The sequence below is a fragment of the Candidatus Dactylopiibacterium carminicum genome (assembly GCF_014736495.1).
Taxonomy (GTDB): Bacteria; Pseudomonadota; Gammaproteobacteria; order Burkholderiales; family Rhodocyclaceae; genus Uliginosibacterium; species Uliginosibacterium carminicum.
This window is the reverse complement of record NZ_MDUX01000012.1, coordinates 18,957-43,402: the sequence shown is the minus strand read 5'-3', so window position 1 is coordinate 43,402 and position 24,446 is coordinate 18,957. Positions and strand designations below refer to the sequence as shown.

The window sequence follows — 24,446 nt, the reverse complement described above, 5'->3', positions numbered from 1 at the left end:
ATGCACCCCCCGTCAGCCACTGTCCCGCCATGTCCCGCAGCAACCTGTTCCAGCTGATCCTGCTCGCCGCCATCTGGGGCGCTTCCTTCCTCTTCATCCGCATCGGTGTGCCGGTCTTCGGGCCAGGCAAGCTGATCGTGCTGCGCGTCGGGCTGGCGGCACTGTTCCTGCTCGGTGTGGCGCTGTGGCTCAAGCGCGATCTCGCCTGGCGAGGCAACCTGCGCCACCTGCTGTTCATCGGTGCGTTCAACTCGGGCATCCCTTTTCTGCTCTATGCCTTCGCGGCACAGACACTGAACGCCTCACTGCTTTCCATCATCAACGCCGCCACGCCGATTTTCGGGGCACTGGTGGTGGCGATCTGGCTGCGCGTGCCGCTCCGGTCGGCGGCCATGCTGGGGTTGGGGCTCGGCTTCGCCGGTGTGCTGCTGATCGTCGGCGGCAATGCCGGTGTGCATGGCAATCAGGGCTGGATCGCCACGCTGGCCGCGCTCTGCGCGCCGCTGTGTTACGCGCTGGCGACCAGCTACACCCGCAAGCACGCCAGCCACATCCCGGCGTTCGCGCAGGCGCATGGCAGCATGTGGATGGCGGCACTGGTCGCTCTGCCGCTGGCCCTGGCGGCACCTGCAGGCGCCGCGCCGCAGGTGGGCGACTGGCTGGCGATCCTCGCGCTGGCGGTGGTCTGCACTGGCTGGGCCTACCTGATCTACTTCCGCCTGATCACCGAGATCGGGCCTGCGCGCACACTCACGGTGACTTTCCTGATTCCGGTGTTCGGCGTGCTGTGGGGGCATCTGTTCCTCGCGGAGCCCGTCACCCTGAGCATGCTTGCCGGCGGCGCCATCGTGCTGCTCGGCACGGCGCTGGCCAACGGCCTGATCGGGCCGCGCGGCAGATGAATGCGCAATACGCCACCATCGCGGCGGCCATCCGCTATCTGCAGGCGCATCGCCTGCGCCAGCCGGGGCTGGAGGAGCTGGCCACCCAGCTGGGCCTGAGCGGTGCGCATCTGCAGCGCGTGTTTGCCGACTGGGCCGGCGTGTCGCCCAAACGTTTCCTGCAATACCTCACCAAACAGCATGCGCGCGAACTGCTGCGCGCCAATGCTGATGTGTTCGCCACGGCGCTGGAGAGCGGGCTGTCCGGCGCCGGCCGGCTGCACGATCTGATGGTGAGCTGCGAGGCGCTGTCGCCGGGCGAGGTGCGCGCCCAGGGCGGTGGCGTGACGATCCGCCACGCTTGCGCCGATTCGGTCTTCGGCCGCTTTCTGGTCGGCAGCACGGATCGCGGCATCTGCCACCTGGCTTTCCATGTCGACGACATGAGCGATGCCATGGCCGTGGCCGCACTGCGTGCCGAATGGCCAGCGGCGGTACTGCTGCCGGACGGGCGCGTCGCGGCGGAGATCGCGCCGCAGCTGCAGCTGCTGGCCGTCGGCAAGGTGCCACTGCGCCTGCTGCTGCGCGGCACCAATTTCCAGCTCAAGGTCTGGGAGGCGCTGCTGCGCATTCCTGCCGGCAGCGTGGTGAGCTATGCCGAGCTGGCGCGCGGCATCGGCCAGCCCAGGGCCGCGCGCGCCGTCGGTTCGGCCGTGGCCGCCAACCGCATCGCCTTGCTGATCCCCTGCCATCGCGTGATCCGCGAAAGTGGCGAGATCGGCGAATACCGCTGGCAGTCCGAGCGCAAGCTGGCGCTGATCGCGCGGGAGCAGGCGGGCGCGTGAGCGGCAGGGCCGTGCCCTGCGTGGGAATGGCCCGGGTGTTCTACGCTTGAATGCAGCGCGTACGACAGGGAGGTCCGCGATGCAGGCTTTGCCTTTGAACAGGGCGTTCACGCTGATCGAACCGGGGCCCGTGGTGCTGGTGGTGACGCGGGAGGGCGATCGCAGCAACATCATGACTATTTCGTGGACGATGGTGCTGGACTTCAGCCCGCGCTTCGCCATCACGACCGGGGCATGGAATCACTCCTTCCTGGCCTTGCAGCACACACGGGAGTGCGTGATCGCCATTCCGGGAGCGGATCTGCTGGACAAGGTAGTGGGCATCGGGACTTGCTCGGGGGTGGATACCGACAAGTTCCGGCGCTTCAGGCTCACCCCCTTGCCGGCCACGCAAGTGGCACCGCCCCTGATCCGGGAATGCCTGGCCAGCATCGAGTGCCGGGTGATCGATTTCGTCACCCAACATGGCATCGTGGTGCTGGAGGCCGTGGCCGCGCATGGAAACCCGGCCCGGCGGGAGCGGCGCATGCTGCATGCGGTGGGCGATGGCTCCTTCATCGTGGATGGTCGCCATCTGGACCGGCGGGTGCCGATGGCGACCAAGCTGCCGGAAGGCGTCTAGCCGCCGCAGCCGCAACCCCCGCCCTGGCGGCCATGACCGTGCCCGCCGCCGCCACAGCCGCCGCCGCCGCGTCCTTCTCCATGGCCCTTGCCGCCACAGCATTCGTGATCGGGATCGGCGTGGCCTGCGCCACCGCAGCATTCATGGTCGTCGCCATGGTCGCCACAGGCGTGGCCTTCACCGCCCTGCAGGGTATGCGGATCGAAAGGCGGCGCGGCTTCGAGTTCCCCGGCGCAGAACAGTGCCAGCGCGGCACCGGCGGTGTCCGCCTCGCAGCCGAAGACCTGGATGCCGTTGTGCTGGAGCTCGAACAGCAGGCGGGGATGGATCTCGCTGCACAGGATGCCCTGGATGCCGCTGACGGTTTCCTCGGCGATGGTTTCGGGCCGGGCGCGGTCGATGGCCGTAAATTCACGGGTGTCGCTGTCGATCACCAGCAGGTACTGGGCGGCACCGAAATCGGCGTGCAGGCTGGCTTCCAGGCCGTCCGGCGAGGCGATGGGGATACAGAGTTTCATGCGATGCTTTCCTCTTGAGCGGATGCGGTTGCAGGCGGCCGGGCAGCCACCGGGGTGGCGATGCGCAAGGCCTTGCCGTTGAGCAGTGCGTCGGCGATCTTGCGATGCGCGCGCGCCAGGATGTTGCCCACGGTCTGCCGTGAAACCCCCATCTGCACGGCCACATCGGCCTGGTAGAGACCTTCGAGGTCGGCCAGGCGGAGGGCTTCGAGTTCGTCGAGGCCGAGTTCGATCTCGGCCAGCGCCGTCATGGGGATGCCGCGTGGCTTGAAATAGCTGGCGGCAGGCAGGCAATGGACGCAGCGTTGCTTCGGGGGGCGAGCCATGGGGTTCTCCTGTTATTGGCGAATGCTAAATATTCGCTCGTCGCAGGCATACCCCCGAAGCCCTGGTTCGGCTGGCTATTTCCCCTCTGTTTGAGAATTCTCAAGCGAGGGGCTGACTGGGAACGAGGGGATGGGGCAGGGGGCGGTGTGCTGTAGCCCCCGCGCACGCCGTTTCCCGTCGCGCGTAATCGGTGCGCGTGGCGCACCCTACGCGCACCTTGGCCGGATCAATATCCATACCGCGCGTGGTGCGCCATGCGCACCATGGGTCTGAATGTGGCGCTGTTTCAGCCCTCGTCGGTGCGGAAGCGCGCGATCTCTGCGCTCATGCGTTCGGCCATGTCTTCCAGGCGCCGCACCATGGTTTCGGATTCGCTGGCAGCGCGCGTGCTCTCGTCGACGAGCAGGCTGATGCGTTCCACGTCCTGCCCCAGGCTGTTGGCGGCCTGCGCCTGCTCGGCCAGGGCGTTGGCGATCTCACCGGCGGCTTCGGTGATCTGGCCCGAGCCAGTCTCGATCTGGTTGATGAGGCTGGCTGCGCTGTGTACGGCCTCGACGCCGTCGCGCACGCGTGCCACAGCTTCGCGCATACCCTGCACGGCATCCTGCGCGCCGTGCTGCACCTGGCCGATCATGTCGCCGATCTGGCCGGTGGCGGTGCTGGTGCGCTCCGCAAGTTTGCGCACTTCGTCGGCCACCACGGCGAAACCGCGCCCGGCTTCACCGGCACGCGCGGCTTCGATGGCGGCGTTGAGCGCGAGCAGGTTGGTCTGCTCGGAGACCTCGCGGATCAGTGCGACCACGGCACCGATCTGCTGTGTCTGGTTATCCAGGGTTTCGAGATGATTGCTGGCGCCATGCACGCTCTGCTCGATGCGGGTCATCTGGGCGAGCGCTTCGTCGGTGGCGGCACGTCCCTGGCGCGAGAGTTCCCGGTTGTGGCTGGTGATTTCGTTGGTGTGACGGGCGTTGTCGCTGACGTGATTGACGCTCACCGCCATTTCCTCGACGCCAGCGGCCATGGCGCTGGAGGCAGCATGCTGGGTGTTGGCGGAGCTGGCCATGGCCGACGCGGTGGCCGACAGGCCGTGGGCGCTGTGCTGCAGCTCCGTGGCATTGGCACGCAGGCTGGCGATGAGCTGGCCGACACCGTGCGCGGTGTGGGCCACGCTGCGGTTGATGAGATCCAGTTCGTTGCGGCTGTCCGGGTCGGTCCGGTCCGTGCCGACGCGCAGGTCGCCCGCGCCGATGCGCTCCAGGCTGCGCACCACGTCGGCCACCGGTCGCAGGCGCGCGCTGAACAGCCACCACAGCGCACTGCCCATCAGCAGGGCGGCCAGCGCACAGGCGAGCAGGATCTGCGTGCGCAACTCGGTGGCAGCCTGCGTGAAGGCTTCTACATCGGCTTCGCCAAGCACCACCACGCCGTCCCACACGGAGCTGCGCTGGAAGGCGAACATGCGTTCGGGCGAGCCGGCCTGCAGCGTGCGGCCGCCGTAAGTGCTGCCAAACCCGGCATGGGCGTCCTGCTCGGCCTGGCTGCGTTCGAAGCGGATGATGCCGTGATCGGCCTTCAGGGCGTCGGCGTAGGGTGCGCTGCCGTCGGCGGCCTTGATGGCGGCGAGATCTTGCCCACGGTGCAGCGGGTGGAACATGGCCTGCCCGGTCTGTTTCGGATCGGCATGCATCACGAAGGCGAAGCCGGCGTCACCGAAGGAAAGCCCGGCCAGCGAGGCGTCGAGGTTGGCGATCACTGCGGCGAGGTCGTAACCGACGAAGAACAGGCCGACGACTTGCCCGCTGGCATCGCGGGCGGGAATGTAGCGGGTCATGTACTGGCGGCCGAACAGGGTGGCCGCGCCCAGATAGGATTCCCCCTTGGATATGGCCTGCCAGGCGGGATGCTCACGCGCCAGCTTGGTGCCGACGGCCCGCTGCCCGTTCTGGTCCAGCAGCGTGGTGGCGATGCGCACGAAATCCTCGCCGTCGCGCGCGAAAAGCGTCACCACGCTGCCGGTGGCCTGGCCGAAGGGCTCGATGGTGCCGAAGCTGAGGTTCAGCACCGTGTCGCCGTGGCGCAATACCGGCGCCTCGCCGGTGCCGACGGTCATGCGCTCGCTGGTGGACAGGCTCAGGGGCTGGGGAAAGTTTGCCAGCAGGCGCTCGGAGACCTGTTCGGTCTGGGTGCGGCTCAGCTCGTAGGCCGATTCGACCAGCGCCGTGGCGCCTCCGAGCTGGGATTGCAGGTTCTGCTGCATGCGTTGCAGCAGGATGTCGCTGCTGCGGGTGGCGACGAAGCCTGCCAGCAGCAGAATGATCAATGACGCGAGCGCGACCGACGCGCCAACGAACTGTTGGGCGAGGAAAAGTTTGCGCAGGGACTTCATGGCGGTACCTTGCGATCTGTTTGGGGGTGGTGTGCTGCCTACGGCCTCCAGCCCCTGGATCTGAAGCCGGAGAGGCGCCCGAACGCCTTGTTTTCACATACCGTTTCATTTCACCCCGGCGACGGATGAGCGTTGCACTCCCTGGGCTGGATCATGAAGAAATGCCGTTGCGGGCGCGGCGGTTTCCCGCCTTCTCCCCCGTTTTGTTGTGGATTCCGGACATGAAAAGACTGCTCCCCCTCCTGTTTCTCCTGACGCTTCCGATGGGCGCCTGGGCGGATGCCACGCTGGGCGTCACGCTCAGTGGCGTGCGCAGCGCCACCGGCAACCTGCGGGTGAGCGTGTACCGGGAGCAGGATTCCTTCCGCAAGGAGGCCCAGGCTTTCCGCGTGCAATCCGTGCCGGCACGTGAGGGGGACGTCACGCTGGATTTCGCGGCCCTGCCGCCAAGCCGTTATGCCGTGATGGGCTATCACGACGAGAACGCCAACGACAAACTGGATCTGCGCCTGGGCATGTTTCCGCTGGAAGGTTACGGGCTCTCCAACAACCCCAAGGTGTTCGGTCCGCCTGCTTTCGCCGACAGTGCCTTCGATCTGCCCGCCAGCGGCTCGGTGATCACCTTGAAGCTTGCCTATTGAAACCGTGCCCTCAGTGGCAGCCTTCCGGGTGATTGCATGAGCACCGAAGCAAAAGCGCCTTCCCGCGCGATCCTTTACGCCCTGATGTTCGGGCCTTTCTTTGCGATGTTCGACGCCGGCCTGATCAATGTTGGCCTGCCGGTGATCGCGCGCGAGTTCGGCGCTGAGATGATCGATGCGCAGTGGGTGACCTCGGTGTATCTGCTGGCCATCTCCGCCCTGATGCCGATCTTCGGCACGCTGTCGGACCGGATCGGCCGTGGCCGCATCTACAACCTCGGGTTCTTCACCATCTCCATCTTCACACTGCTGTGCGGTTTCGCGCCGAACCTGCCGCTGCTGATCCTGTGCCGCGTGCTGCAGGCCGTGGGCGGTGCGATGGTGATGGCCAACGGCATGGCGATTGCGACCGAGAGCTATCCGGCATCGGAGCGCGGCCGCAATCTGGGGCTGCTGGCTTCCATGGTGGCGGTAGGCAGCATCGCCGGCCCCTCGATCGGAGGCGTGGTGATCGGCATGTTCGGCTGGCGCGTGGCTTTCTATCTGACCTTCGTCGTTTCCTTCGCTGCTTTCGCGGTCACCTTCTTCGCGATTCCCAGGAAACGCCGCAGCGATGCCGGCCTGAAGCATTTTGATCACGCCGGCGCGGTGCTTTTCGCCCTCTCGATCTTCGCCTTCATCTATGGCGTGAGCGGGCTGGGTGGGCAGGGGGCACATGCGGGCGCCGCCCATGCCGCATTGCTGGTCTGTGCCGTGGCCTTTCCGTTGCTGCTGTGGGTCGAGCGCCGCGCGCCCTGGCCGGTGCTCGATATCGGCCTGTTCCGCAACCGCGTGTTCAGTTCCGCGATCGGCGCTTCGGTGATTTCCTACGCCACCATGTATTCGCCCACCATCCTGCTGCCCTTCTACCTGCAGGGTACGCTGGGTCTGTCACCGCAGGCTGCAGGCCTGTACCTGCTGTCCTTCCCAGTGGCGATGGCATTGCTGTCGCCGCTGAGCGGCCGGCTCTCGGATCGCATTGGCTCCCGCCCGCTGGCGGTGGCCGCGCTGGTGCTCAACGGGCTGGCGCTGATCGCCTTCGGCCTGCTGACGCCGGCGATGCCGCAGTGGACGATCCTGTTGCCGCTGTTCGCGATGGGAGTCGGTCTCGGCATGTTCCAGTCGCCGAACAGCAGCGCGGCGATGGGTAACGTGCCGCGCGAGAAGCTGGGCGCGGGCACCAGCCTCGTACAGCTGACCAAGAATCTCGGCATGGTGATGGGCATCGCCTTTTCCACCCTGGCTTTCTCGCTGCTGATGGCCGGGCACGACCTTGCCGATGCGCAGGCCTACCTGGCCAGTGCGCGCACGGTCTATTGGGTCGCCGCCGCGCTGAGTTTCCTCGGCGCGTGGATCGCTTCGCTACGCGGCCAGCCGGCGGCGCCGCCCCGGTGAGTCGTTAATCTCTTTGGAACAGCCGCTCGATGCCGGCCGGCAGGCCGGCGCGGGGCTTTTCCGGCGGTGGTGCGAAGCTGCCTTCGCGGGCCTTGCGCACCCCCAGCGCGACCAGTGTCTCGGCATGGCGCACGGCGCTGGAGACGCCATCCACCACCGGTACCGGCAGGCGCTCCGCCACGCTGCGGGCGAGCCCGGCCAGCGGCGCGCCGGCGAGGATGATCACGTCGGCGCCGTCTTCGCGCACAGCGGCTTCGCATAGTTCAAGCAGGCGTGCGGCGTGGTCTTCCTGCACGCTGCCGGCGTCGCGCAGCGGGCGGTCGAGGTGGCGGATGCTGGCCAGGCGGTCCAGCAGGCCGTTGGCGGCTACCGTTTCCCGATACCAGGCGGTGATGCGCGCCGAGATGGCGACGATGGAGAATCGCTGGCCGAGCAGGCAGGCGCTCATCAGTGCGGCTTCCGTCATGCCCACCACAGGCACCGGCAGGGCTTCCTTCAGTGCCGCCAGCCCCGGATCGCCGAAGGCGGCGACGATCAGCGCGTCATAGCTGCCGGCACGCTCGCCGGCGATGCAGGCAGCGGCATGCGCGCCGAGCAGGGCTTCGAAACGTGTCTCGATGTAAGCCACGCCGGCTGCGGCGGTGGCCATCGTGATTTCGGTGCCGGCTGCCGCCGTGCGGCGGGCTTCGGCTTCGATCAGCTCGGTCACGCTCTGCGAGATGTTGGGGTTGATGATCAGCAGTCTCATGGCGGCTCCTGGCGTCAGGGGGTGAGCAGCGGGCAGGCGGGCAGAGGCCCCAGCAGGGCTTCGATACGGCTGGCAGCCTCCAGCACGCGCAGGTCGGCGAAGCGCGGGCCGACCAGTTGCAGCCCCAGCGGCAGGCCCCGCGTGCCGAGCCCGCAGGGTAGCGACAGCGCCGGAGTGCCGGCGTGATTGAAGAGCGGCGTGAACACGGCGTGGCCGCGCGGGCCGGCGGGCAGGCCGCCGATGTGCGCGGGGCCGAGCTGTTCCAGCGGCCAGGGTTCGCAGGGTACGGTGGGGCAGAGCAGCAGGTCGTGCGTCTCGAAGAATTCCGCCATGGTCGCGACGATGCGTTCGCGCAGCAGTTGCAGCCGCACCACGGCAGCGCCGCTGATGTCGGCGCCGGCTTCGATCTGCGCGGCGATGGCCGGATCGAAGCATTGCGGGTCATGGCGATGGCGCTCGCCGAAAAGTTCGTACAGCCCGGCGTGCTGCAGCGCCATCAGATTGGTGTCGGCGAGCTGGGCCGGCCAGGCGGGGGCCGCATCGGCGACCTGCCAGCCGGCGTCACGCAGGCGGGCGATGACGCCTTCCAGGCAGGCACGTACTTCCGCGTCCAGCGGATGGCCCAGGCCCAGGTCGGGTGACCAGGCGATGCGCAGGGCGGGCGCTTCTTCTATCAATGGCGCGGGCGAGGCGAGTGGATAGCCGCCGTGATGGCCGGCCAGGGTGGTGAACATCAGGCGTACGTCAGCCACATTGCGGCCGATCTGGCCGATGGCGTTGAGCGGCTGGGTGGGGTCGGCAAATCCCCAGGGGTGCGGGATGCGGCCGGTGGTGGGTTTGAAGCCAACCAGCCCGGTGTGTGCGGCCGGGCGCCGCGTGGAGCCGCCGGAGTCGGTGGCCAGTGTGCCAGCGCGCCGCCGGAGGAGCCACCGGGCGTCAGCGCGGTGTTCCAGGGATTGCGGGTGTCGCCATGCAGCGGGCTGCTGGTCACGCCCTTGCAGGCGAATTCGGAGCAGTTGGTCAGCCCCAGGATCAGTGCGCCGGCCTCGCGCAGGCGCGCCACGCTCCAGCTGTCGCGCGGTGCGATGAAGTCGGCGAACACGTGTGAGCCGCAGCTGGCCGGGCGGCCGCCCACCCACAGGTTGTCCTTCACGCTCACCGGCACGCCGGCCAGCGGCAGCGCTTCGCCGGCCTCGAGGCGGTACTGGATGTGTTGTGCCTGCGCGCGCACGAAGTCCGCCTCGAAATCGGCGAAGGCATTCAGTACGGGATCGAGCGCGGCGATGCGCGCGCACAGCGCTTCGGCAAGGTCGGGTACGCGCAGTCCGCCGCTGCGGCAGAGTGCGGCGATGCGTGTGGCGGGCAGGGTGTGGAGCATGAGATTTTTCAGGGTCTGCTCAAATTTCTGCTGACATTAGGCGTATGGAAGCACTGGATTCCGGCTTGCGTCGGAATGACCCCCATGTTTTGACTGAACTGCATCAGGGGGCGGCATGACGCAGAGGAAATCATGTGCGGCCGCTCAGGCGAAGATCGATTCGAGGTCGATCTCGGGGCCTTCGTCGCCGGAAAGGTCCAGGGTCTCCTCGATGTGCTGCAGGTGCTCGACGATGCAGCGCACGGCCTGTGCCTCGTCGCGCGTCTCGATGGCATCGATGAGTTCGCTGTGCTCATGGTTGGGGCAGGCCGGCATGTTCGGCGAGTCGTAGAGCAGGATGATCAGGCAGGTCAGCGAGGCCAGTTCGCGCATCACCTGGGTGAGCTGCGGGTTGCCCACCATTTCCGCCATCAGCAGGTGGAATTCGCCCGAGAGCCGGATGATCGCGCGGCGGTCGTCCTCGGCGCGTGCCTGGCGTTCGGCGGCTACGTGCGCGCGCAGGCGCTGGATGTCCTCGGCGTCGGCGTCGGCCACCAGGCGGCGCACCAGCGCCGGCTCCAGGATGCGGCGCGCGTCGAAGATCTGGCGCGCTTCTTCCACGGTGGGGCTGGCGATGAAGGAGCCCCGGTTGGGGATGGCGTTGACCAGGCCTTCGTGCGCCAGCCGCTGCAGCACTTCGCGTACGCGGGTGCGCGTGATGCTGAAGACCGTCGCCAGTTTTTCCTCGACCAGCTTGGTGCCCGGCGGCAGGCGATGCTCCATCACCGCCTGAACGACGCGGTCATAGACCGTATCGACGCTGGCGCCGACGTCGGCTTCGGTGGAGGGCAGGGGGGAGCGCCGGCTGGTGCGGGCGAGGGCTTTCTCGGACATGGTGATGGGCGTGAGGGCAGGACGATCCTTGTTGCGGAGGGATTCTAGGGGTATGCGGGGAAGATTGTCACGCATCGCAATTTGTTTTGTCACAAAAACCAGTTTGTTTGCGACAGTGTGGTGCGTCATGCACCAGTGACGTGCGCCATGTTGTTTGCCGGAAGGGGCGGAATGCCCGGAAATCGGGGATTGACAGGATTGGCACATCTTTTGCCTATGCGTTGTCACAATCTGCTTTGATGTTTGTGACAAAGCTGTGGCGAGCTGATCGGCGGATTGTTCCTCCCCTTGCAATCCTGTTGTTTGAACCGGAGTAGCCATGTTCAAGAAATTCGCACCCCTCCTCCTCTCGGTGGCGCTGATCGCCCCGGGGCTCGCAGCCGCCCAGGGCAAGTCCGAAGTCAAGCTGGGTTTCGCCAAGTGCGCTCACTGCCTGCCCATGGCACTGACGCCTGAGTATTCCAGCAACACCAAGATCGAGGCGATCAACTTCAATTCCGGCAACGACGTGCTGACCGCGCTGGTCTCCAAGAGCATCGACGTTGCCCAGGTCACCTACCTGCATTTCATCACCGCGCTCGACAAGGGCTTCGACGTGGTCGCCATCTCCGGCCAGGTCAATGGCGGCTCCGAGATCCTTACCGCCAAGGGCGTGGATCTGAAGGCGGACGACTGGGATGCGCTGAAGAAGCTGATCGCCATTTACAAGGCGCAGGGCAAGCCTTTCCGCGTGGCCGCCTCGCGTGGCAACGCGCAAGACATCCACATGCGCGGTGAGCTGATGCTGCATGGCATCAACCCGAACAAGGATGTGCAGTTCATCAACATTCCCAACCCTTCCGATCACGCGGCCGCGCTGCAGCGTGGCGAGGTCGAGCTGATCTGTACCGTGGAGCCTTTTGCTTCGCAGATCCGCATGTCCGGCGTCGGCAAGCATTTCTCGCTGCCCTACAACCAGGCCGCCGGCAACCTGACCAACCTGATCGTCACCCGTTCCGACGTGATCAAGGAGAAGCCGCAGGCCGTGCGTGACACCGTTGGCGCCGTGGTGCAGCTGGTGGACAAGCTCAAGAGCGATCGCCAGGCCTGGGTGGAGGTGATCAACAAGTACACCGCGATGGATGCCAACGTGGCCAACGAGGCGCTGAAGAACGCCTATCCCGACTACTTCATGCACCGCAAGTCGGCCCAGGCCATCGCCGTGATGATGAAGGACCTGAAGTATGTGGCGAATGACGTGTCGGCCGGGGTCGACAAGGCCATGGACTACAGCTTCCTGTCTGCCGTGACCGGCAAGCCCAAGACCGAGCTCGGTTACTGAGGCAGGAGAGGATCACGACCATGAATTGGCTTGCAAGCTTGCGTGAGCAACGCGATCGTCTGTGGGTGCCGGTGCTGTTGATCGTGGCGTGGGAAATTTTCTCGCGCTCCGGCTGGCTGCCGCCCTCCCTGTTGCCCGCGCCTTCGACGGTCTGCCGTACCTGGGCGGACTGGGTGTTCTCCATCGATGAATCCTCGCAAGCCAATGCCGGTCGCTGGATCCATGACGCTTTGGCCAGCAGTGTGCGCGTCTTCGTGGGTTATGCGATCGCGGTGGTGAGCGGTGTGCTGCTGGGCGTGGCCATCGGCTGGTGGCGCTGGGTGGAGAAAACCATCGAGCCCACCATCCAGATGCTGCGCCCGGTGCCGCCGGTCTCCTGGATTCCGTTGGCCATCATCTGGTTCGGCATCGCCAACAAGCCGGCCATCTTCCTGGTCTTCCTCGGCGCCTTCTTCCCGGTGCTGATGAACGCCATCCATGGCGTGAAGACGGTGGATCGCAACCTGATCCGCGCCGCCGCCATGATGGGTGGGCGTGAAGCGCAGATCCTGCGCTACGTGGTGCTGCCGGCCGCGCTGCCATCCATCTTCGCCGGCCTGCGCATCGCCATCGGCTCGGCCTGGATGCTCACCGTGACGGCCGAGATGGTCGCCGTGAAGAGCGGTCTGGGCTACGTGCTGTGGGATTCCTACTACTTCCTGCGCTATGACCTGGTCATCGCCGCGATGATCAGTATCGGCCTGCTCGGTTTCCTCACCGACTGGCTGATCAAGCTGCTCATGTCGCGCATCCTGCACTGGCAGCACGGGCAGACCGTGCAAGGCCGCAATCACTGAAGGAGGCGCACATGGCGTCCATCGAACTCAAGGACATCGTCAAGATCTACAAGGACCGCAAGCGCGGCACCGAACTGCTGAGCATCGACAACGTGAGTTTCAGCGTCGACAGCAATGAATTCCTCTGCCTGCTCGGCCCCAGCGGCTGCGGCAAATCCACGCTGCTGAACATGATCGCCGGCTTCGAGTCGGCCACCAGCGGCACGGTCAGCGTCGGCGGCAAGCCGGTGCTGGGCCCGGGCGCGGATCGCGGCATGGTGTTCCAGCAGGCCACGCTGATGCCCTGGCTGCCGGTGTGGGAAAACATCGCCTTCTCGCTCAAGCTCGCCGGCAAGGGGGCCGAGGAGCGGCGCGCAGCAGCCCAGCCCTTCATCGACATGGTCAAGCTCACCGGCTTCGAGAACCACTACCCCGCCGAGCTTTCCGGCGGCATGGCGCAGCGCGTGGGCATCGCCCGCGCCCTGCTGCTCAACTTCTCCGTCATCCTGATGGACGAGCCCTTCGCGGCGCTGGATGCGCAGACCAAGCTGGAGATGCAGGAAGAGCTGGTCGCCATCTGGCAGCGCCATCAGGGCACCGTGGTGTTCGTCACCCACAGCGTGGACGAAGCCCTGGTGCTGGGCTCGCAGATCGCGGTGATGACGCACCGCCCGGGCCGCATCCGCGAGCTGATCAAGCTCGACCTGCCGCGCCCGCGCGACTCCACTTCGGCCGAATTCAACGAATACAAGCGGCACATCCTGGCGTTGATCCGTGAGGAATCCGCGCTGGCCCGCGCCGACGCGGCCACTGTCTGAGGAGCTTGCGATGCAGGACGAAACACTGGACCTGCTGCTTGGCGGCGCGCAGCTCATCGGCGTCGGCCCGGCGCTGGAGAGCTGGCCGCAGGCCTGGATCGGCATCCGCGGGGGGCGCATCGCGTGGCTCTCCCGCACGCGCGCGCCGATGCCCGCGCGCCGCGAGCTGGATCTTGCCGGGCGCATCGTCAGCCCCGGCTTCATCAACATGCACTATCACGCCGGGCTGAATTTCGTGCGTGGCGTGGCGCCGGATCTGGGCTTTGCACCGTCCTACACACCTGGCTTGCCGCAGGCTTCGCAACTGACGCCGGACGAAGCCGCGGCGCTCTCGCGGCTCGGCGCCATCGAAGCGCTGAAGTCCGGCTGCACCACGCTGGTGGATTCCTTCGTGCACGCCGACCACATCGTGCCCGGCATGGCCGACACCGGCGTGCGCTTGTTCGCCAGCCCGCGCCTGAACGACGTGGATTTCGCCTCCGTGCTGGCCGGTGCACGGCGTTTCGACCCTGTGCGGGCGCAGCGCGTGCTGCGTGAAGCCGAGGATTTCGTCACCCGCTGGCATGGCTGTGCCGGCGGCCGTGTGCAGGCGCACCTCACCGCGCACGCGCCGGATACCTGTTCGCCGGATTTCCTCAAGGCCGTGGCCGCGCTGGCGCGTCGCCATGGGCTGGTGATCAGCACCCATCTGGCGCAGAGCCAGGAGGAGGTGGACTGGATCCAGGCCAGTCACGGCTGCTCGCCGGTCGAACTGCTGCAACGCCTGGGCCTGCTGGCGCCGGATCTGCTCGCTGGCCACTGCATTCACGTCAGCGACGAGGACATCGCGCTGCTGGCCGACTCGGGCGAGCAGGTGGTGCACATCCCGCTGGGCAATGCGGTGTCCGGCCGCTTCGCGCCGACGCATGCGCTGCGTCAGGCCGGCGCCCGGCTCAGCCTGGCCACCGACACCATGCATGGCGACATGATCGAAGCCATGCGCTGGGCACTGGCGGTCGGCCGCATCCAGCAGGGGCACGTCAGCGAGCGTTGGCAGCCGCGCGACGTGCTGGCCATGGCCACCTTGCAAGGCGCCACCGCGCTCGGCCAGGGCGAAGCGCTGGGCTGCATCGAGCCGGGCCGCTTGGCGGATCTGGTTGTCATCGATGCCCGCGCCGCGCATCTCACGCCCTGCATCGATCCGGTCGGCACCCTGGTGCATAACGCTGCCGGGCACGACGTGGAACACGTCATCGTCGATGGCCGGCTGGTGGTCGAGAACCGCCGCTGCGTGCTGGTCGACGAGGCCGAAGCCATCGCCCGTGCAGAAGAAGCCTGCCGCGCGGCCTGGAGCCGCTGCGAGCGCCCCCTGCGCACCTATCCCCCGAAGAGAACGGAAATCACGGCATGAAACGCATCCGCCTGGGCATCCTCACGCCCTCCTCGAACACCTCCCTGGAGCCGCTCACCTGCGGCATGCTGCAGCAGCTGCCGGGCGTGAGCGCGCATTTCTCGCGCTTCACCGTCACCCGCATCGCGCTGGACGACGGCGCGCTGGGCCAGTTCGACGACGGCAAGATCCTCGCCGCCGCCCGCCTGCTGGCCGATGCACGCGTCGACATGATCGGCTGGAGTGGCACCGCCGCCGGCTGGCTGGGTTTCGACAGCGACCGCCTGCTGCGCGCGCGCATCACCGAAGCCACCGGCATCCCGGCCACCAGCTCCATCCTGGCGCTCAATGAATTGCTGGCGCTGCGCGGCTTCACGCGCATGGCCATCGTTTCTCCCTATCTGGAGGACGTGCAGCGGCGCATCGCCGCCAACTACGCAGCGGCCGGCATCGGGGTGGTGGCCGAATCGCATCTTTCCATCAGCGAGAACTTCGCCTTCGCCGAAGTGGACGAAGCCACGCTCGACGCCCAGGTGGCGCAGGTGGCCCGGGCCGCGCCGCAGGTGGTGGTGCCCTACTGCACCAATCTGTATTCCGCCCACTTCGCGCAGCGTTGGGAAAAGCAGTACGGCTGCGCGGTGTACGACACCACCAGCACCGTGGTGTGGAAGATGCTGCGCGCCTGCGGTGTCGACACCGCAAGGATCGAGGGCTGGGGCTCGCTGATGCGTGAAGGAGCCTGAGATGAGCGCTTTCGACCTCGTTATCCGCAATGCCCGCGCGGTCACCGCTGCCGACCAGTTCGACACCGACATCGGCATCAGCGGCGGCCGCATCGTCGCCCTCGGGCGCCAGCTTGCCGCCGGCAGCCAGGAGATCGACGCTGCCGGCCGCTACGTGACGCCGGGCGGCATCGATGCCCATTGCCACTTCGACCAGCCCACCGGCGACGGCAGCGTGATGGCCGACGACTTCGTCTCCGGCACCCGCTCGGCAGCCTGCGGCGGCACCACCACGGTGATCCCCTTCGCCTGTCAGCAGAAGGGTCAGTCGTTGCGCGCGGCGGTGGAGGATTATCACCGCCGGGCTGCCGGCAAGGCGCTGATCGACTACGCCTTCCACATGATCGTCACCGATCCGACGCCGCAGGTGCTGGAAGAGGAATTGCCGGCGCTGATCGCTGAGGGGCTCAGTTCCTTCAAGATCTACATGACCTACGACGCGCTCAAGCTCGACGACCGCCAGATGCTGGAAACCCTGGCGGTGGCCCGCCGCGAGGGTGCAATGGCGATGATCCACGCCGAGAACGCGGACTGCATCTCCTGGCTTACCAGCAAGCTGATCGCTGCCGGCCACACCGCGCCGCGCTTTCATGCCAGCTCGCGGCCGATGCTGGTCGAGCGCGAGGCCACCCACCGCGCCATCTCGCTGGCCGAGCTGGTCGACGTGCCGGTGCTGATCGTGCACGTCTCCGGTCGCGAGGCCATGGAGCAGATCCGCTGGGCACAGGGCAACGGCCTGCGCGTATATGCCGAGACCTGTCCGCAATACCTCTTCCTCAGCGCTGAGGATCTCGGCTGCGACGACGATTTCCACGGCGCCAAGTGCATCTGCAGTCCGCCGCCACGCGACAAGGCCAATCAGACGCTGATCTGGGAAGGGCTGGAAAACGGCGTGTTCCAGGTGTTCTCCTCGGACCACGCGCCGTTCCGCTTCGACGGCCCGGACGGCAAGCGCGTCCACGGTGAGAACGCCTCCTTCGACAAGATCGCCAACGGCATCCCCGGTGTGGAGACGCGGCTGGCGTTGCTGTGGTCCGAAGGCGTGCTGGCCGGGCGCATCGAGCCGCAGACCTTCGTCGAACTCACCGCCACCAACCCGGCCAAGATCTATGGTCTGTATCCGCGCAAGGGCAGCATCGCCATCGGCGCCGACGCCGATCTGGTGATCTGGCAGGAAGGCGATCACGTGGTCAGCAACGCTGCGCTGCATCACAACGTCGATTACACCCCCTACGAAGGCATGCGCCTGCGCGCCTGGCTGGCGCTCACGCTGTCGCGCGGCGAAGTGGTGTGGGATGGCCAGACGCCGCTGGCTGGCGCTGGGCGCGGCGAATTCCTCGCTTGCGAGCGGCCGCGTCCGGCGCTGCGGCGCCGTCGTCAGGAGGAACTGGCGCTGTGAGCGGCGCCGAACGGGTGCTGTGCGAGACGCTGCTGGCAGCGCGGCGTGGCAACCGCCAACTGCCGTTGCCCGCCGCGGACTGGGCGGCGTTCGACCTTGCTGCCGGCTACCGCGTGCAGCAAGCCGTGGCGCGGGCGATGGGCTGGTTTCAGGATGGGCATCCGCCGGCCTGGAAGCTGGGCGGAAGCCCGGCCAGCGGGCCGGCCTGCGCGCCGGTGCCGGCCGATGCGATTTTCGAATCCCCCTGGCAGTTGCCCGCCGGCTTTGCCGTGCAACTGGGCATCGAGGCCGAGGTAGCGGTGCGCCTGCGCTGCGATTTGGCGCCGGATGCCGACATGGCGGCCGTCTGGGCGGCCATCGACTGCCTGTACCCTTGCATCGAGCTGTGCGACATCCGGCTGGACGCGCAGCAGCCCTTGCCGGCCAGCGTGCAGCGCGCCGATCAGCAGTTCAACCGTGCGCTGATCCTCGGCCCGGCGCTGCGCGTGCTGGCACGGCCGGACTGGTCCGCGCTGCGTCTGGCGGTGCAGGACGACGGGCACGAGATCTTCCGCGGCGAGGGCTGCCACCCCTATGGCAATCCGCTGCATTCGCTGCCCTGGCTGGCGCGTCACGCCGCCGAGCATTGGGATGGGCTGCGTGCAGGCGATCTGATCGCTACCGGCTCCTGGTCCGGCATCCATTGGGCGCAACCGGGCGCGCGGGTGCGCGTCGAGCTGGATGAATTCGGCAGCGTGGAGATGCGGCTGTAGCCGCGGCCGGCGGCTGGTGTAGCCTGTGCGGCATTACCGCGTTTGCGGGCATGCGAGGTCGCATCATGGAAAGAGTCGTCGTCATCGGCGCCAGCAACAATCCCGAGCGCTATTCCCAAAAGGCCATGCTGATGCTGCGCGAGTATGGGCATCAGCCCATCCCGGTCGCACCGGCAGTGGCCGAGGTGCTGGGCGAGCCCGCCTATGCCGTGCCGGACGCGGTGCCCGGCCCGGTGGACACGGTGACGATGTACATCGGCCCGGCACGCCAGGCGGCGCTGCTCGATGGCATCGTGGCCCTGGCGCCGCGCCGCGTGATCTTCAACCCCGGCACCGAGAATCCGGAGGCTTATGCGCGGCTGGACGCCGCCGGGATCGATCACGAGGAGGCCTGCACGCTGGTGCTGTTGCGCAGCGGGCAGTTCTAAAGGGCTGTTCCCGATCTCTTCCGATACGGTTCGGGCGCCCGTTCATGCTTCGATGCCTCGGTACGAACAGGGTTGAAGCGTCAGTTCACCGTAAAGCGGGCCGTGGTGTCGGTGAGCGAGCGGGAAATACCCAGCAGTTCGTTCGAGGCGTCGGACAGCGAAGCGACCGCGCGGGCATTCTCGTCGGACATCTGGGCGATGGTTTCCACGCTGCGTGCGAGCTCGGAGGAGGTGACGCGTTGTTCCTTGAGTGCCAGCGAGATGTCCGCGATAGCCTGCTGCACGGTGTCGGTGGCCTGACAGATCTCTTCCATCGAACGGCTGGCGGAGTCTGCCGCGCCGAGCACGCCGGTGACGGAATCGCGGCTGGTCTGCATGCTGTCGACCGCGTCCTGCGCGCCATGCTGGATTGCGTCGATGACCTGGTTGATCTCCTGCACCGAGGTGGTGGTGCGCTCGGCCAGCTTGCGTACTTCATCGGCCACTACGGCAAAGCCCCGGCCGTGTTCGCCGGCGCGCGCCGCTTCGATCGCAGCATTGAGCGCCAGCAGATTGGTCTGCTCGGCCAGTTCGCGGATCACCACGGAGATCGAGCCGATCTGTGCGACCTGGGCCGAGAGCGCCGTCAGACGTTCCGCTGTGAGCCCGATCTGACTTGAAACCTTGCGGATGCCCTCCACTGCGCCGCTGACCTCGCTGTTGCTCTGGCGCGCAAGCTCGCCCGCCTGGGCGGCGCGATGGCTGGCGTCTTCCGCACCGCCACCGACCACGTCGATGCTGACGGTGAGTTCTTCGACGGCCGCCGCCGCAGATGCCGTCGAGCTCGATTGGTGTTCCGATGCCTGTGATACCTGGCCCGCCACGCCGGTCAGCTGTTCGGCGGAACCATGCAGGTGGTTGGCGTTGTCACCCAGCGCGCGCACGGTTTCTTGCAGGCTGGCACGCATGCCTTCCAGGCGGCGCAGCAGATGACCGATCTCGTCATTCGGCAGGTTCCGCTGTGCCGAGGGGCGCAGATCGCCGGAGGCGACGCGATCGGCGATGGTGTTGGCCAGGCCGAGGCTGCGCACGGTGTGGCGGTAAGTGAAGAAACCCAGTGTACAGACCGCCAGGATCACGGCCAGTACCAGCGCGATGGCGGTATAGGTGGCTGAGCGCTCGGTGGCGGCAGCCTCGCGTTCGTGCTCCTGCCCCAACTGCCGGTTGTAGGCCATATGCGCCACGAAGGCGTCGTTGAGCGCCTCGGCGGGCTTGGCATTCTGCGTCAGCAGTGACAGCGCTTCTTCGCGGTAACCGGAATTCGAGACGGAGATCACCTGGCGCGTGGTGGTCATGTAGCGCTTGAGCAGCTCGTGATCCGTTTCCAGCAGGCGTTTATCCTGGTCGTCCGAGGCCAGCGGGGCGTAATCCGTCAGCGCCTTTTCAAGATTGTCTTCAGCCTCATCCAGGGCTTTTTCCAGCCCTTGTTTGACTTCGACGTCATCACTCAGCGCGTGGCGGTAAGCACGTACGCGGATGTGGCTGAATTCCTCCATGGCCTTGTTCAGCAGGAGGATGCTGGGCACCACATTGACGTTGGCGTAACCGGTCTTCTCATGCACCGTCCTGATCTGGGCGACGTTGATCACAGCAAGGAAGAGCAGACCGGCTGTGGCCAGGCCGATGAGGGCCAGCAGCCGTTGGGACATGCGCATGATGATCTCCAGAAGGCGTAAGCGTGGCGTATTAACGGTCACCTGGCGGGCATCTATATAGCCGCGTGGTCATGTGTTACGTACTTTCACTGATCGGCTGCCCGCTGTTGCAGCTTTCCGTAGAGTGGCGTGGTGCTTTCGGGCAGAGGGCCAGTAATGAAAAAATGGCCCCTCGCTCCATCGCGATCCGATGGCCCGGCCCCCAAGGGAGCGCTTTTTCATCCCGGAGTGGTCCGGCAATGAAAAAGGGGCCTTACGGCCCCTTGTCTGCACACAGGCGATTCGTTCAGAACGAACCGGTCAGACTGACGAAGAACGAGCGGCCATGCTCGTTGTAGGTGCTGGCACCTGCGCCCAGGACGAGGGCGTTGTTGGTGCCGTAGTTCAGACCCGTGCGATACAGTTTCTTGTCGAGCAGGTTGTTGATCCCCGCGCGGACGCTGTAGTGCTTGCTGATCTTGTAGCCGCTGCTGATGCCCAGCAGAGCGTAGGGGCTCAGGCTCGGAGCGGAAGTCACGGACGCGCCACGACGGATGTCGTAGGTGGCCGGCTTCTGCTGGCCGTACCAGGTTACGGTGCTTTGTACCGACAGCTTGTCGTTGGCGGCCCAGTCCAGCGAGCTGTTCAGGGTGTACTCCGGGATGATGCTCAGCGGCTGGTGATAGGTCTTGTCCTCGGACTCGATCATGTAGGTGAAATTGGTATTCCAGTCCACCGTGGTCGTCAGCGGTACGAACAGGTTGCCTTCCAGACCGGAGACCACTGCCTTGGGGGTGTTCTCCCACTTGAGCAGATAGGCCGTGCTGCCGTTGGCCATGGCTACCGTACCGTAGGAGTCGACGCCAGCCGTGATCTTGTTCTTGTAGCTGTTGTGGAAGTAGGCCAGGCTGGCGCGCAGGCTGCCGGCATCGTAGGCGATGCCGAGTTCCTTGTTCACGCTGGTCTCGGCCTTGAGATCGTCGTTGCCTTGCAGATAGCAGGGGGCGGAGGTGGAGCGGCAGCCGTTGCCAGCACTGTAGAGCAGGTAGTTGGGATTGGCCTGGTAGAGGTTCGGCGTCTTGTAGGCACGGGCAACACCGCCCTTGAGTGTCCAGTCCGGGGTGATGGAGTAGGACGCCGTCACGCCGGGGCTGAGGTTGTTGCCGAACTTTTCGTGCTGGTTCACGCGCATCGCGGGGGTGAGGATCAGGTCTTCACCGACGCCGATGTTGTCTTCCGCATAAACCGCGAAGCTGCTGTAGGAAAGCTTGCCTGCATCGCTGCGGCCGCCCAGCGAAACCGGCTCATAGTTGGTGCTGCTGCTGGAGCCCAGACGCAGGGTACGAGTGCTGCCCGGATCGTTCAGCGATTCATACTTTGTTTCCGCGCCCAGCGTGAGCATCTGGCTGGCGCCAAACCAGCGCAACGGCAGGTTGACCTCGCCGTCCAGGCGGGTTTCCTGCAGTTTCGTGGTGTAGCGCGACTGCTGGAGGGAGGTTGCGCTATCTGACAGGAAGGCGCCTTCCGGGCCGCCGAACAGGCCTTCGGTGGCGCGCGAGTTGCGAGTTTCCGTGTAGCTGAAGCCTGTGCGGGAGCTGCCCCAGCCCCAGCTGCCTTTGTGCGTCAGGCCAATATCGCTACGTTTGACGACGGTGGTTTCCGAGCCGTAGAGGTCGGTCACCGGGATGAAGTTGCCGCCACTGCCCGTGCTGTAGGAGTTCAGATTCTGGGTGTCGCCGGAATACAGATCGCTCTTGCGGCTGAAGCCCAGGTTCAGTTCCATCTTCTGTTGCGGGTCGACATCCAGCGTCAGCACGCCATTGACATTCCGGTCGCGGCTATCGGTCTTGCCGGCCGCGGCGACGATGCCATTGGCTTCATAGGCGTGTCCCTTGTTGATGTCGATGGCGTCCGGGTCGGTTTCCGCGACACCGCCGTACAGACGGAAACCCAGACGCTGGCTCAGCGGGCCGGCCAGGTTGAAGGTCATGCGGTTGGTGTCCCCTTCCTTGGAATCCTGCTGGAAGTTGCCGTAATAGGTCACCGAACCGGTGTACTTGTCGGTGGGGCGCTTGGTGATGATGTTGACCACACCGCCCATCGCGCCGGAGCCGTAGCGCGCCGCAGCCGGGCCACGCAGGATCTCGACCTTGTCGATGGCTTCCGCGGGCACCCAGTTGGTATCGCCGTCGGTGTCACGCTCGCCGGTCCAGCCCTGGCGCGAAGCGTTGCGCGAGGTGGCCGGGCGGCCATCGATGAGCACCAGCGTGTTGTCCGGGCCCATGCCGCGGATGTCCAGCTGGCGGCGGTTGCCGCGCATGCCGGAGGCCGCGCTGCCTGTCAGGTTAACACCCGGCTCGCGACGCAGCACTTCGGACAGATCTGCTGCCGGGGGATTCTTTTCCAGATCCTGTGCAGTGATGACCGAAACACCAAGGGAGCGCTTGACCTCCTCTTCAGCGGTGGCTTTCACCACGACGGTTTCGAGTTGCGTGACCTTGTCTTGTGCCTGTTGAGCCTGGGCTTGTGCCTGGGCAGCCAGGGCGCAGATGGCCAGTGTGATGCTGCTTAGCTGAGGCAGACGGATGCTGCTGTACATCATGGAAAACCCCTCTTGATGGTTCGATGGGAAACTATCCAGTTGAATATGTTAATTAAAACAATTCTCATTAACGACCCATTTACATCTTTGAGTGCGGTTTTGTTGCGAAATCGCAACAAATGTGTCAAGTGCGGCACGTCTCTGGAATGAGGCGCCGCAGGCTGTGCGCAGGGCAGACATGCGGCAGACGCTGGCCGATTGACGTGGGATCGCGACAGGTAAAGAATGAGAACCATTCTTGATTGTGTGGTGCCGTGGATATGGCATCGCCTTGCAACCAGATCCACCGGAGCCCATCGTTGTCTACCGCAGCAACCTGCCCACCCGATGTTCTTTCCGATCTCTACACCGGGCACCACGGCTGGCTGCAGGGCTGGCTGCGCCGGAAGCTGGGTTGTCATGAGCGGGCGGCGGATCTGGCGCAGGATACTTTCCTGCGTCTGCTCGGCCAGCCGGGTCCAGCCGATCTCAGCGAGCCGCGCGCGCTGCTTGCGCATATCGCCAAGGGGTTGCTGATCGATCACTGGCGGCGCCAGGCGGTGGAGCGCGCCTATCTGGAAAGCGTCGCGCATCTGCCCGAGGCGGAATGCCCGTCGCCCGAGACGCGCTATCTAATCCTGGAAGCCCTGTACAGCATCGAACGCATGCTGCGCGAGATGCCGGACAAGACTCGCGAGATCTTCCTGCTCTCGCAGCTCGATGGCATGACCTATCCGCAGATCGCCACCCGGCTGGGGGTTTCGTTGATCACCGTGAAACGGCACATGAAGGCGGGCTTCGTGGCCTGCATGACGGCGCTGTGATGCCGGAATCCCTGCCTGTTGCAGACAAGCTCCTGTACGCCGAAGCGGCGGAATGGCTGCTGCGTTTTCAATCCGGCGAGCGGTCGGAGTCCTTGCAAGCCGAATTCGAACGCTGGCGCGCACGCAGCCCCGGCCACGCGGCCGCCTGGCAACGCGCCGAGGCCGTGCTCGGCTGTTTCGGCAGGGTGCCGGCAGGCGTTACACGGCAGACGCTGGGTGGCCTGCCGCATCCGGGGCGTCGTCGCGCCCTGCGTGTGCTCGGACTGTGCGCGTTGGGCACATCGGGAGCGCTGGCGTTGCGTGCAAGCCTGCCCTGGCAGGCATGGCAGGCCGATCTGAGGACCGCCACCGGCGAGCGTCAGCACCACCGGCTGGCCGACGGCAGCCTGCTGGTCCTGGACACCGCGAGCGCGGTCGATGTGCTGTTTACCGCACAGGAACGTCGCTTGCGTTTGCATCGCGGCAAGCTGATGCTCACCACGGCACCCGATCTGCAAGCGCCGTCACGCCCCTTCGTTGTCGAGACCGAGCAGGCCTTGTTCCGCCCCGTGGGAACGCGTTTTTCCGTATGGCAACAGCCGGGCAGCAGCCATCTGGCGGTTTTCGAAGGGGCCGTGGAGGTCACGACCGGCAGCGGAGCACGCCATCTGGTGCGGGCTGGCGAACAGGCCAGCTTCGGCGCGATGGCCTCCGGCAGGGTGGGCGCACTGGCGCCCGGGGACGACTTATGGACGGACGGCATGCTGATTGCGCGTGACATGCGCCTGGCCGACTGGGTGGCCGAACTCTCGCGTTATCACGCCGGTGTGCTGCGTTGTGATCCCGCCGTGGCGGAACTGCGTGTCTCTGGCGCTTTTCCGCTGGATGACACCGAGGCCAGTCTGGACATGCTGGTACGTACCCGGCCGTTGCAGCTGCAACGCCTCACACGTTACTGGACCCGTCTGCTGCCAGCGCGAAGCTGAGGCTCGCGCGCCAAGGATTTTGCAAGGAGGCTGATACCTTTTTCCGGGTCGTGCGGTGTACCGGAT

General features: G+C 66.1%; 24 protein-coding genes. 15 read left to right on the top strand and 9 right to left on the bottom strand.

The window, feature by feature from the left end:
• Nucleotides 1-29: 29 nt before the first annotated feature.
• The 3 genes from BGI27_RS05535 to BGI27_RS05525 all read left to right on the top strand — a co-directional run bounded on the left by BGI27_RS05535 (nt 30) and on the right by BGI27_RS05525 (nt 2,348).
• A complete protein-coding gene (locus BGI27_RS05535; protein ID WP_095523925.1) occupies nt 30-902 on the top strand; it encodes a DMT family transporter in 873 nt (290 codons plus the stop codon).
• Complete coding sequence (locus BGI27_RS05530; RefSeq protein ID WP_095523898.1) at nt 899-1,726, top strand: methylated-DNA--[protein]-cysteine S-methyltransferase; 828 nt, start codon at nt 899-901, stop codon at nt 1,724-1,726. Before BGI27_RS05535 ends, BGI27_RS05530 begins: the two co-directional genes overlap by 4 nt.
• A 94-nt stretch (nt 1,727-1,820) precedes the next feature.
• Nucleotides 1,821-2,348, top strand: coding sequence for a flavin reductase family protein (locus tag BGI27_RS05525; protein ID WP_223871619.1), 528 nt, complete (start codon nt 1,821-1,823; stop codon nt 2,346-2,348).
• Here the strand turns inward: BGI27_RS05525 and BGI27_RS17935 are convergent.
• The 3 genes from BGI27_RS17935 to BGI27_RS05510 form a co-directional block, all read right to left on the bottom strand.
• Nucleotides 2,345-2,866, bottom strand: a complete 522-nt coding sequence (locus tag BGI27_RS17935) for a NifB/NifX family molybdenum-iron cluster-binding protein (RefSeq protein ID WP_223871625.1) — start codon at nt 2,864-2,866, stop codon at nt 2,345-2,347. The two genes, BGI27_RS05525 and BGI27_RS17935, sit on opposite strands and share 4 nt — an antisense overlap.
• Nucleotides 2,863-3,192 (bottom strand): DUF134 domain-containing protein, encoded by a 330-nt coding sequence (locus tag BGI27_RS05515; protein WP_095523896.1) that lies wholly within the window; start codon nt 3,190-3,192, stop codon nt 2,863-2,865. The genes BGI27_RS17935 and BGI27_RS05515 overlap by 4 nt, the downstream gene beginning before the upstream one ends.
• A gap of 287 nt (nt 3,193-3,479) precedes the next feature.
• Entirely contained in the window at nt 3,480-5,579 is a 2,100-nt protein-coding gene (locus BGI27_RS05510) for a methyl-accepting chemotaxis protein (RefSeq protein ID WP_095523895.1), read from the bottom strand.
• 221 nt (nt 5,580-5,800) lie between these two features.
• Between BGI27_RS05510 and BGI27_RS05505 the strand changes: the two genes are divergently transcribed.
• Both BGI27_RS05505 and BGI27_RS05500 read left to right on the top strand, forming a co-directional pair.
• Nucleotides 5,801-6,220, top strand: coding sequence for a DUF2141 domain-containing protein (locus BGI27_RS05505; protein ID WP_095523894.1), 420 nt, complete (start codon nt 5,801-5,803; stop codon nt 6,218-6,220).
• A 36-nt stretch (nt 6,221-6,256) separates the two neighbouring features.
• Nucleotides 6,257-7,654 (top strand): MFS transporter, encoded by a 1,398-nt coding sequence (locus BGI27_RS05500; RefSeq protein WP_095523893.1) that lies wholly within the window; start codon nt 6,257-6,259, stop codon nt 7,652-7,654.
• Nucleotides 7,655-7,658: 4 nt separating this feature from the next.
• On the opposite strand, the gene BGI27_RS05495 is transcribed toward BGI27_RS05500, so the two are convergent.
• The 4 genes from BGI27_RS05495 to BGI27_RS05480 form a co-directional block, all read right to left on the bottom strand.
• The gene (locus BGI27_RS05495) at nt 7,659-8,402 is read right to left on the bottom strand and encodes an aspartate/glutamate racemase family protein (RefSeq protein ID WP_095523892.1); all 744 of its coding nucleotides are present in this window, start codon (nt 8,400-8,402) and stop codon (nt 7,659-7,661) included.
• Nucleotides 8,403-8,416: 14 nt separating this feature from the next.
• On the bottom strand, nt 8,417-9,253 hold the full coding sequence (locus tag BGI27_RS18480; RefSeq protein ID WP_263406607.1) for an amidase: 837 nt from the start codon (nt 9,251-9,253) through the stop codon (nt 8,417-8,419).
• Nucleotides 9,136-9,780, bottom strand: coding sequence for an amidase family protein (locus BGI27_RS18475; RefSeq protein ID WP_095523924.1), 645 nt, complete (start codon nt 9,778-9,780; stop codon nt 9,136-9,138). Before BGI27_RS18475 ends, BGI27_RS18480 begins: the two co-directional genes overlap by 118 nt.
• A gap of 144 nt (nt 9,781-9,924) precedes the next feature.
• Nucleotides 9,925-10,653, bottom strand: a complete 729-nt coding sequence (locus BGI27_RS05480; protein WP_095523923.1) for a GntR family transcriptional regulator — start codon at nt 10,651-10,653, stop codon at nt 9,925-9,927.
• A 319-nt stretch (nt 10,654-10,972) separates the two neighbouring features.
• On the opposite strand from BGI27_RS05480, the gene BGI27_RS05475 reads away from it, so the two are divergent.
• The 8 genes from BGI27_RS05475 (at nt 10,973) to BGI27_RS05440 (ending at nt 18,337) form a co-directional block, all read left to right on the top strand.
• Nucleotides 10,973-11,974: an ABC transporter substrate-binding protein gene (locus BGI27_RS05475; RefSeq protein ID WP_095523890.1), complete on the top strand. Its 1,002-nt coding sequence runs from the start codon at nt 10,973-10,975 to the stop codon at nt 11,972-11,974.
• 20 nt (nt 11,975-11,994) lie between these two features.
• On the top strand, nt 11,995-12,810 hold the full coding sequence (locus BGI27_RS05470; protein ID WP_095523889.1) for an ABC transporter permease: 816 nt from the start codon (nt 11,995-11,997) through the stop codon (nt 12,808-12,810).
• Between the two features lie 11 nt (nt 12,811-12,821).
• Nucleotides 12,822-13,607 carry an ABC transporter ATP-binding protein gene (locus BGI27_RS05465; RefSeq protein WP_095523888.1) on the top strand — a complete coding sequence of 262 codons (786 nt, stop codon included), beginning with the start codon at nt 12,822-12,824 and terminating at the stop codon, nt 13,605-13,607.
• A gap of 10 nt (nt 13,608-13,617) precedes the next feature.
• Nucleotides 13,618-14,997 carry an amidohydrolase family protein gene (locus BGI27_RS05460; RefSeq protein WP_223871618.1) on the top strand — a complete coding sequence of 460 codons (1,380 nt, stop codon included), beginning with the start codon at nt 13,618-13,620 and terminating at the stop codon, nt 14,995-14,997.
• Nucleotides 14,994-15,719 (top strand): maleate cis-trans isomerase family protein, encoded by a 726-nt coding sequence (locus BGI27_RS05455; protein WP_095523887.1) that lies wholly within the window; start codon nt 14,994-14,996, stop codon nt 15,717-15,719. The genes BGI27_RS05460 and BGI27_RS05455 overlap by 4 nt, the downstream gene beginning before the upstream one ends.
• 1 nt (nt 15,720) lies before the next feature.
• Nucleotides 15,721-17,157 carry a dihydropyrimidinase gene (gene hydA, locus BGI27_RS05450; protein ID WP_095523886.1) on the top strand — a complete coding sequence of 479 codons (1,437 nt, stop codon included), beginning with the start codon at nt 15,721-15,723 and terminating at the stop codon, nt 17,155-17,157.
• Nucleotides 17,154-17,909: a 2-keto-4-pentenoate hydratase gene (locus BGI27_RS05445; RefSeq protein ID WP_223871617.1), complete on the top strand. Its 756-nt coding sequence runs from the start codon at nt 17,154-17,156 to the stop codon at nt 17,907-17,909. The genes hydA and BGI27_RS05445 overlap by 4 nt, the downstream gene beginning before the upstream one ends.
• A gap of 65 nt (nt 17,910-17,974) precedes the next feature.
• On the top strand, nt 17,975-18,337 hold the full coding sequence (locus BGI27_RS05440; protein WP_095523885.1) for a CoA-binding protein: 363 nt from the start codon (nt 17,975-17,977) through the stop codon (nt 18,335-18,337).
• 80 nt (nt 18,338-18,417) lie between these two features.
• Here BGI27_RS05440 and BGI27_RS05435 read toward each other — a convergent pair whose 3' ends face one another.
• Both BGI27_RS05435 and BGI27_RS05430 read right to left on the bottom strand, forming a co-directional pair.
• Nucleotides 18,418-20,031 carry a methyl-accepting chemotaxis protein gene (locus BGI27_RS05435; protein WP_095523884.1) on the bottom strand — a complete coding sequence of 538 codons (1,614 nt, stop codon included), beginning with the start codon at nt 20,029-20,031 and terminating at the stop codon, nt 18,418-18,420.
• A gap of 286 nt (nt 20,032-20,317) precedes the next feature.
• Nucleotides 20,318-22,612, bottom strand: a complete 2,295-nt coding sequence (locus tag BGI27_RS05430; protein ID WP_095523883.1) for a FepA family TonB-dependent siderophore receptor — start codon at nt 22,610-22,612, stop codon at nt 20,318-20,320.
• 299 nt (nt 22,613-22,911) lie between these two features.
• Here BGI27_RS05430 and BGI27_RS05425 point away from each other — a divergent pair, with 299 nt between their 5' ends.
• Both BGI27_RS05425 and BGI27_RS05420 read left to right on the top strand, forming a co-directional pair.
• Nucleotides 22,912-23,415: a sigma-70 family RNA polymerase sigma factor gene (locus tag BGI27_RS05425; RefSeq protein ID WP_223871616.1), complete on the top strand. Its 504-nt coding sequence runs from the start codon at nt 22,912-22,914 to the stop codon at nt 23,413-23,415.
• Nucleotides 23,415-24,380 carry a FecR domain-containing protein gene (locus BGI27_RS05420; RefSeq protein ID WP_095523881.1) on the top strand — a complete coding sequence of 322 codons (966 nt, stop codon included), beginning with the start codon at nt 23,415-23,417 and terminating at the stop codon, nt 24,378-24,380. The genes BGI27_RS05425 and BGI27_RS05420 overlap by 1 nt, the downstream gene beginning before the upstream one ends.
• The last annotated feature ends 66 nt before the right edge of the window (nt 24,381-24,446 follow it).

Coding starts and splice junctions, on each gene's coding strand:
- BGI27_RS05535 (WP_095523925.1), top strand. CDS start 30: ATGTCCCGCAGCAACCTGTTCCAGCTGATCCTGCTCGCCGCCATCTGG.
- BGI27_RS05530 (WP_095523898.1), top strand. CDS start 899: ATGAATGCGCAATACGCCACCATCGCGGCGGCCATCCGCTATCTGCAG.
- BGI27_RS17935 (WP_223871625.1), bottom strand. CDS start 2,866: ATGAAACTCTGTATCCCCATCGCCTCGCCGGACGGCCTGGAAGCCAGC.
- BGI27_RS05515 (WP_095523896.1), bottom strand. CDS start 3,192: ATGGCTCGCCCCCCGAAGCAACGCTGCGTCCATTGCCTGCCTGCCGCC.
- BGI27_RS05510 (WP_095523895.1), bottom strand. CDS start 5,579: ATGAAGTCCCTGCGCAAACTTTTCCTCGCCCAACAGTTCGTTGGCGCG.
- BGI27_RS05505 (WP_095523894.1), top strand. CDS start 5,801: ATGAAAAGACTGCTCCCCCTCCTGTTTCTCCTGACGCTTCCGATGGGC.
- BGI27_RS05500 (WP_095523893.1), top strand. CDS start 6,257: ATGAGCACCGAAGCAAAAGCGCCTTCCCGCGCGATCCTTTACGCCCTG.
- BGI27_RS05495 (WP_095523892.1), bottom strand. CDS start 8,402: ATGAGACTGCTGATCATCAACCCCAACATCTCGCAGAGCGTGACCGAG.
- BGI27_RS18475 (WP_095523924.1), bottom strand. CDS start 9,780: ATGCTCCACACCCTGCCCGCCACACGCATCGCCGCACTCTGCCGCAGC.
- BGI27_RS05480 (WP_095523923.1), bottom strand. CDS start 10,653: ATGTCCGAGAAAGCCCTCGCCCGCACCAGCCGGCGCTCCCCCCTGCCC.
- BGI27_RS05475 (WP_095523890.1), top strand. CDS start 10,973: ATGTTCAAGAAATTCGCACCCCTCCTCCTCTCGGTGGCGCTGATCGCC.
- BGI27_RS05470 (WP_095523889.1), top strand. CDS start 11,995: ATGAATTGGCTTGCAAGCTTGCGTGAGCAACGCGATCGTCTGTGGGTG.
- BGI27_RS05465 (WP_095523888.1), top strand. CDS start 12,822: ATGGCGTCCATCGAACTCAAGGACATCGTCAAGATCTACAAGGACCGC.
- BGI27_RS05460 (WP_223871618.1), top strand. CDS start 13,618: ATGCAGGACGAAACACTGGACCTGCTGCTTGGCGGCGCGCAGCTCATC.
- BGI27_RS05455 (WP_095523887.1), top strand. CDS start 14,994: ATGAAACGCATCCGCCTGGGCATCCTCACGCCCTCCTCGAACACCTCC.
- hydA (WP_095523886.1), top strand. CDS start 15,721: ATGAGCGCTTTCGACCTCGTTATCCGCAATGCCCGCGCGGTCACCGCT.
- BGI27_RS05440 (WP_095523885.1), top strand. CDS start 17,975: ATGGAAAGAGTCGTCGTCATCGGCGCCAGCAACAATCCCGAGCGCTAT.
- BGI27_RS05435 (WP_095523884.1), bottom strand. CDS start 20,031: ATGCGCATGTCCCAACGGCTGCTGGCCCTCATCGGCCTGGCCACAGCC.
- BGI27_RS05430 (WP_095523883.1), bottom strand. CDS start 22,612: ATGATGTACAGCAGCATCCGTCTGCCTCAGCTAAGCAGCATCACACTG.
- BGI27_RS05420 (WP_095523881.1), top strand. CDS start 23,415: ATGCCGGAATCCCTGCCTGTTGCAGACAAGCTCCTGTACGCCGAAGCG.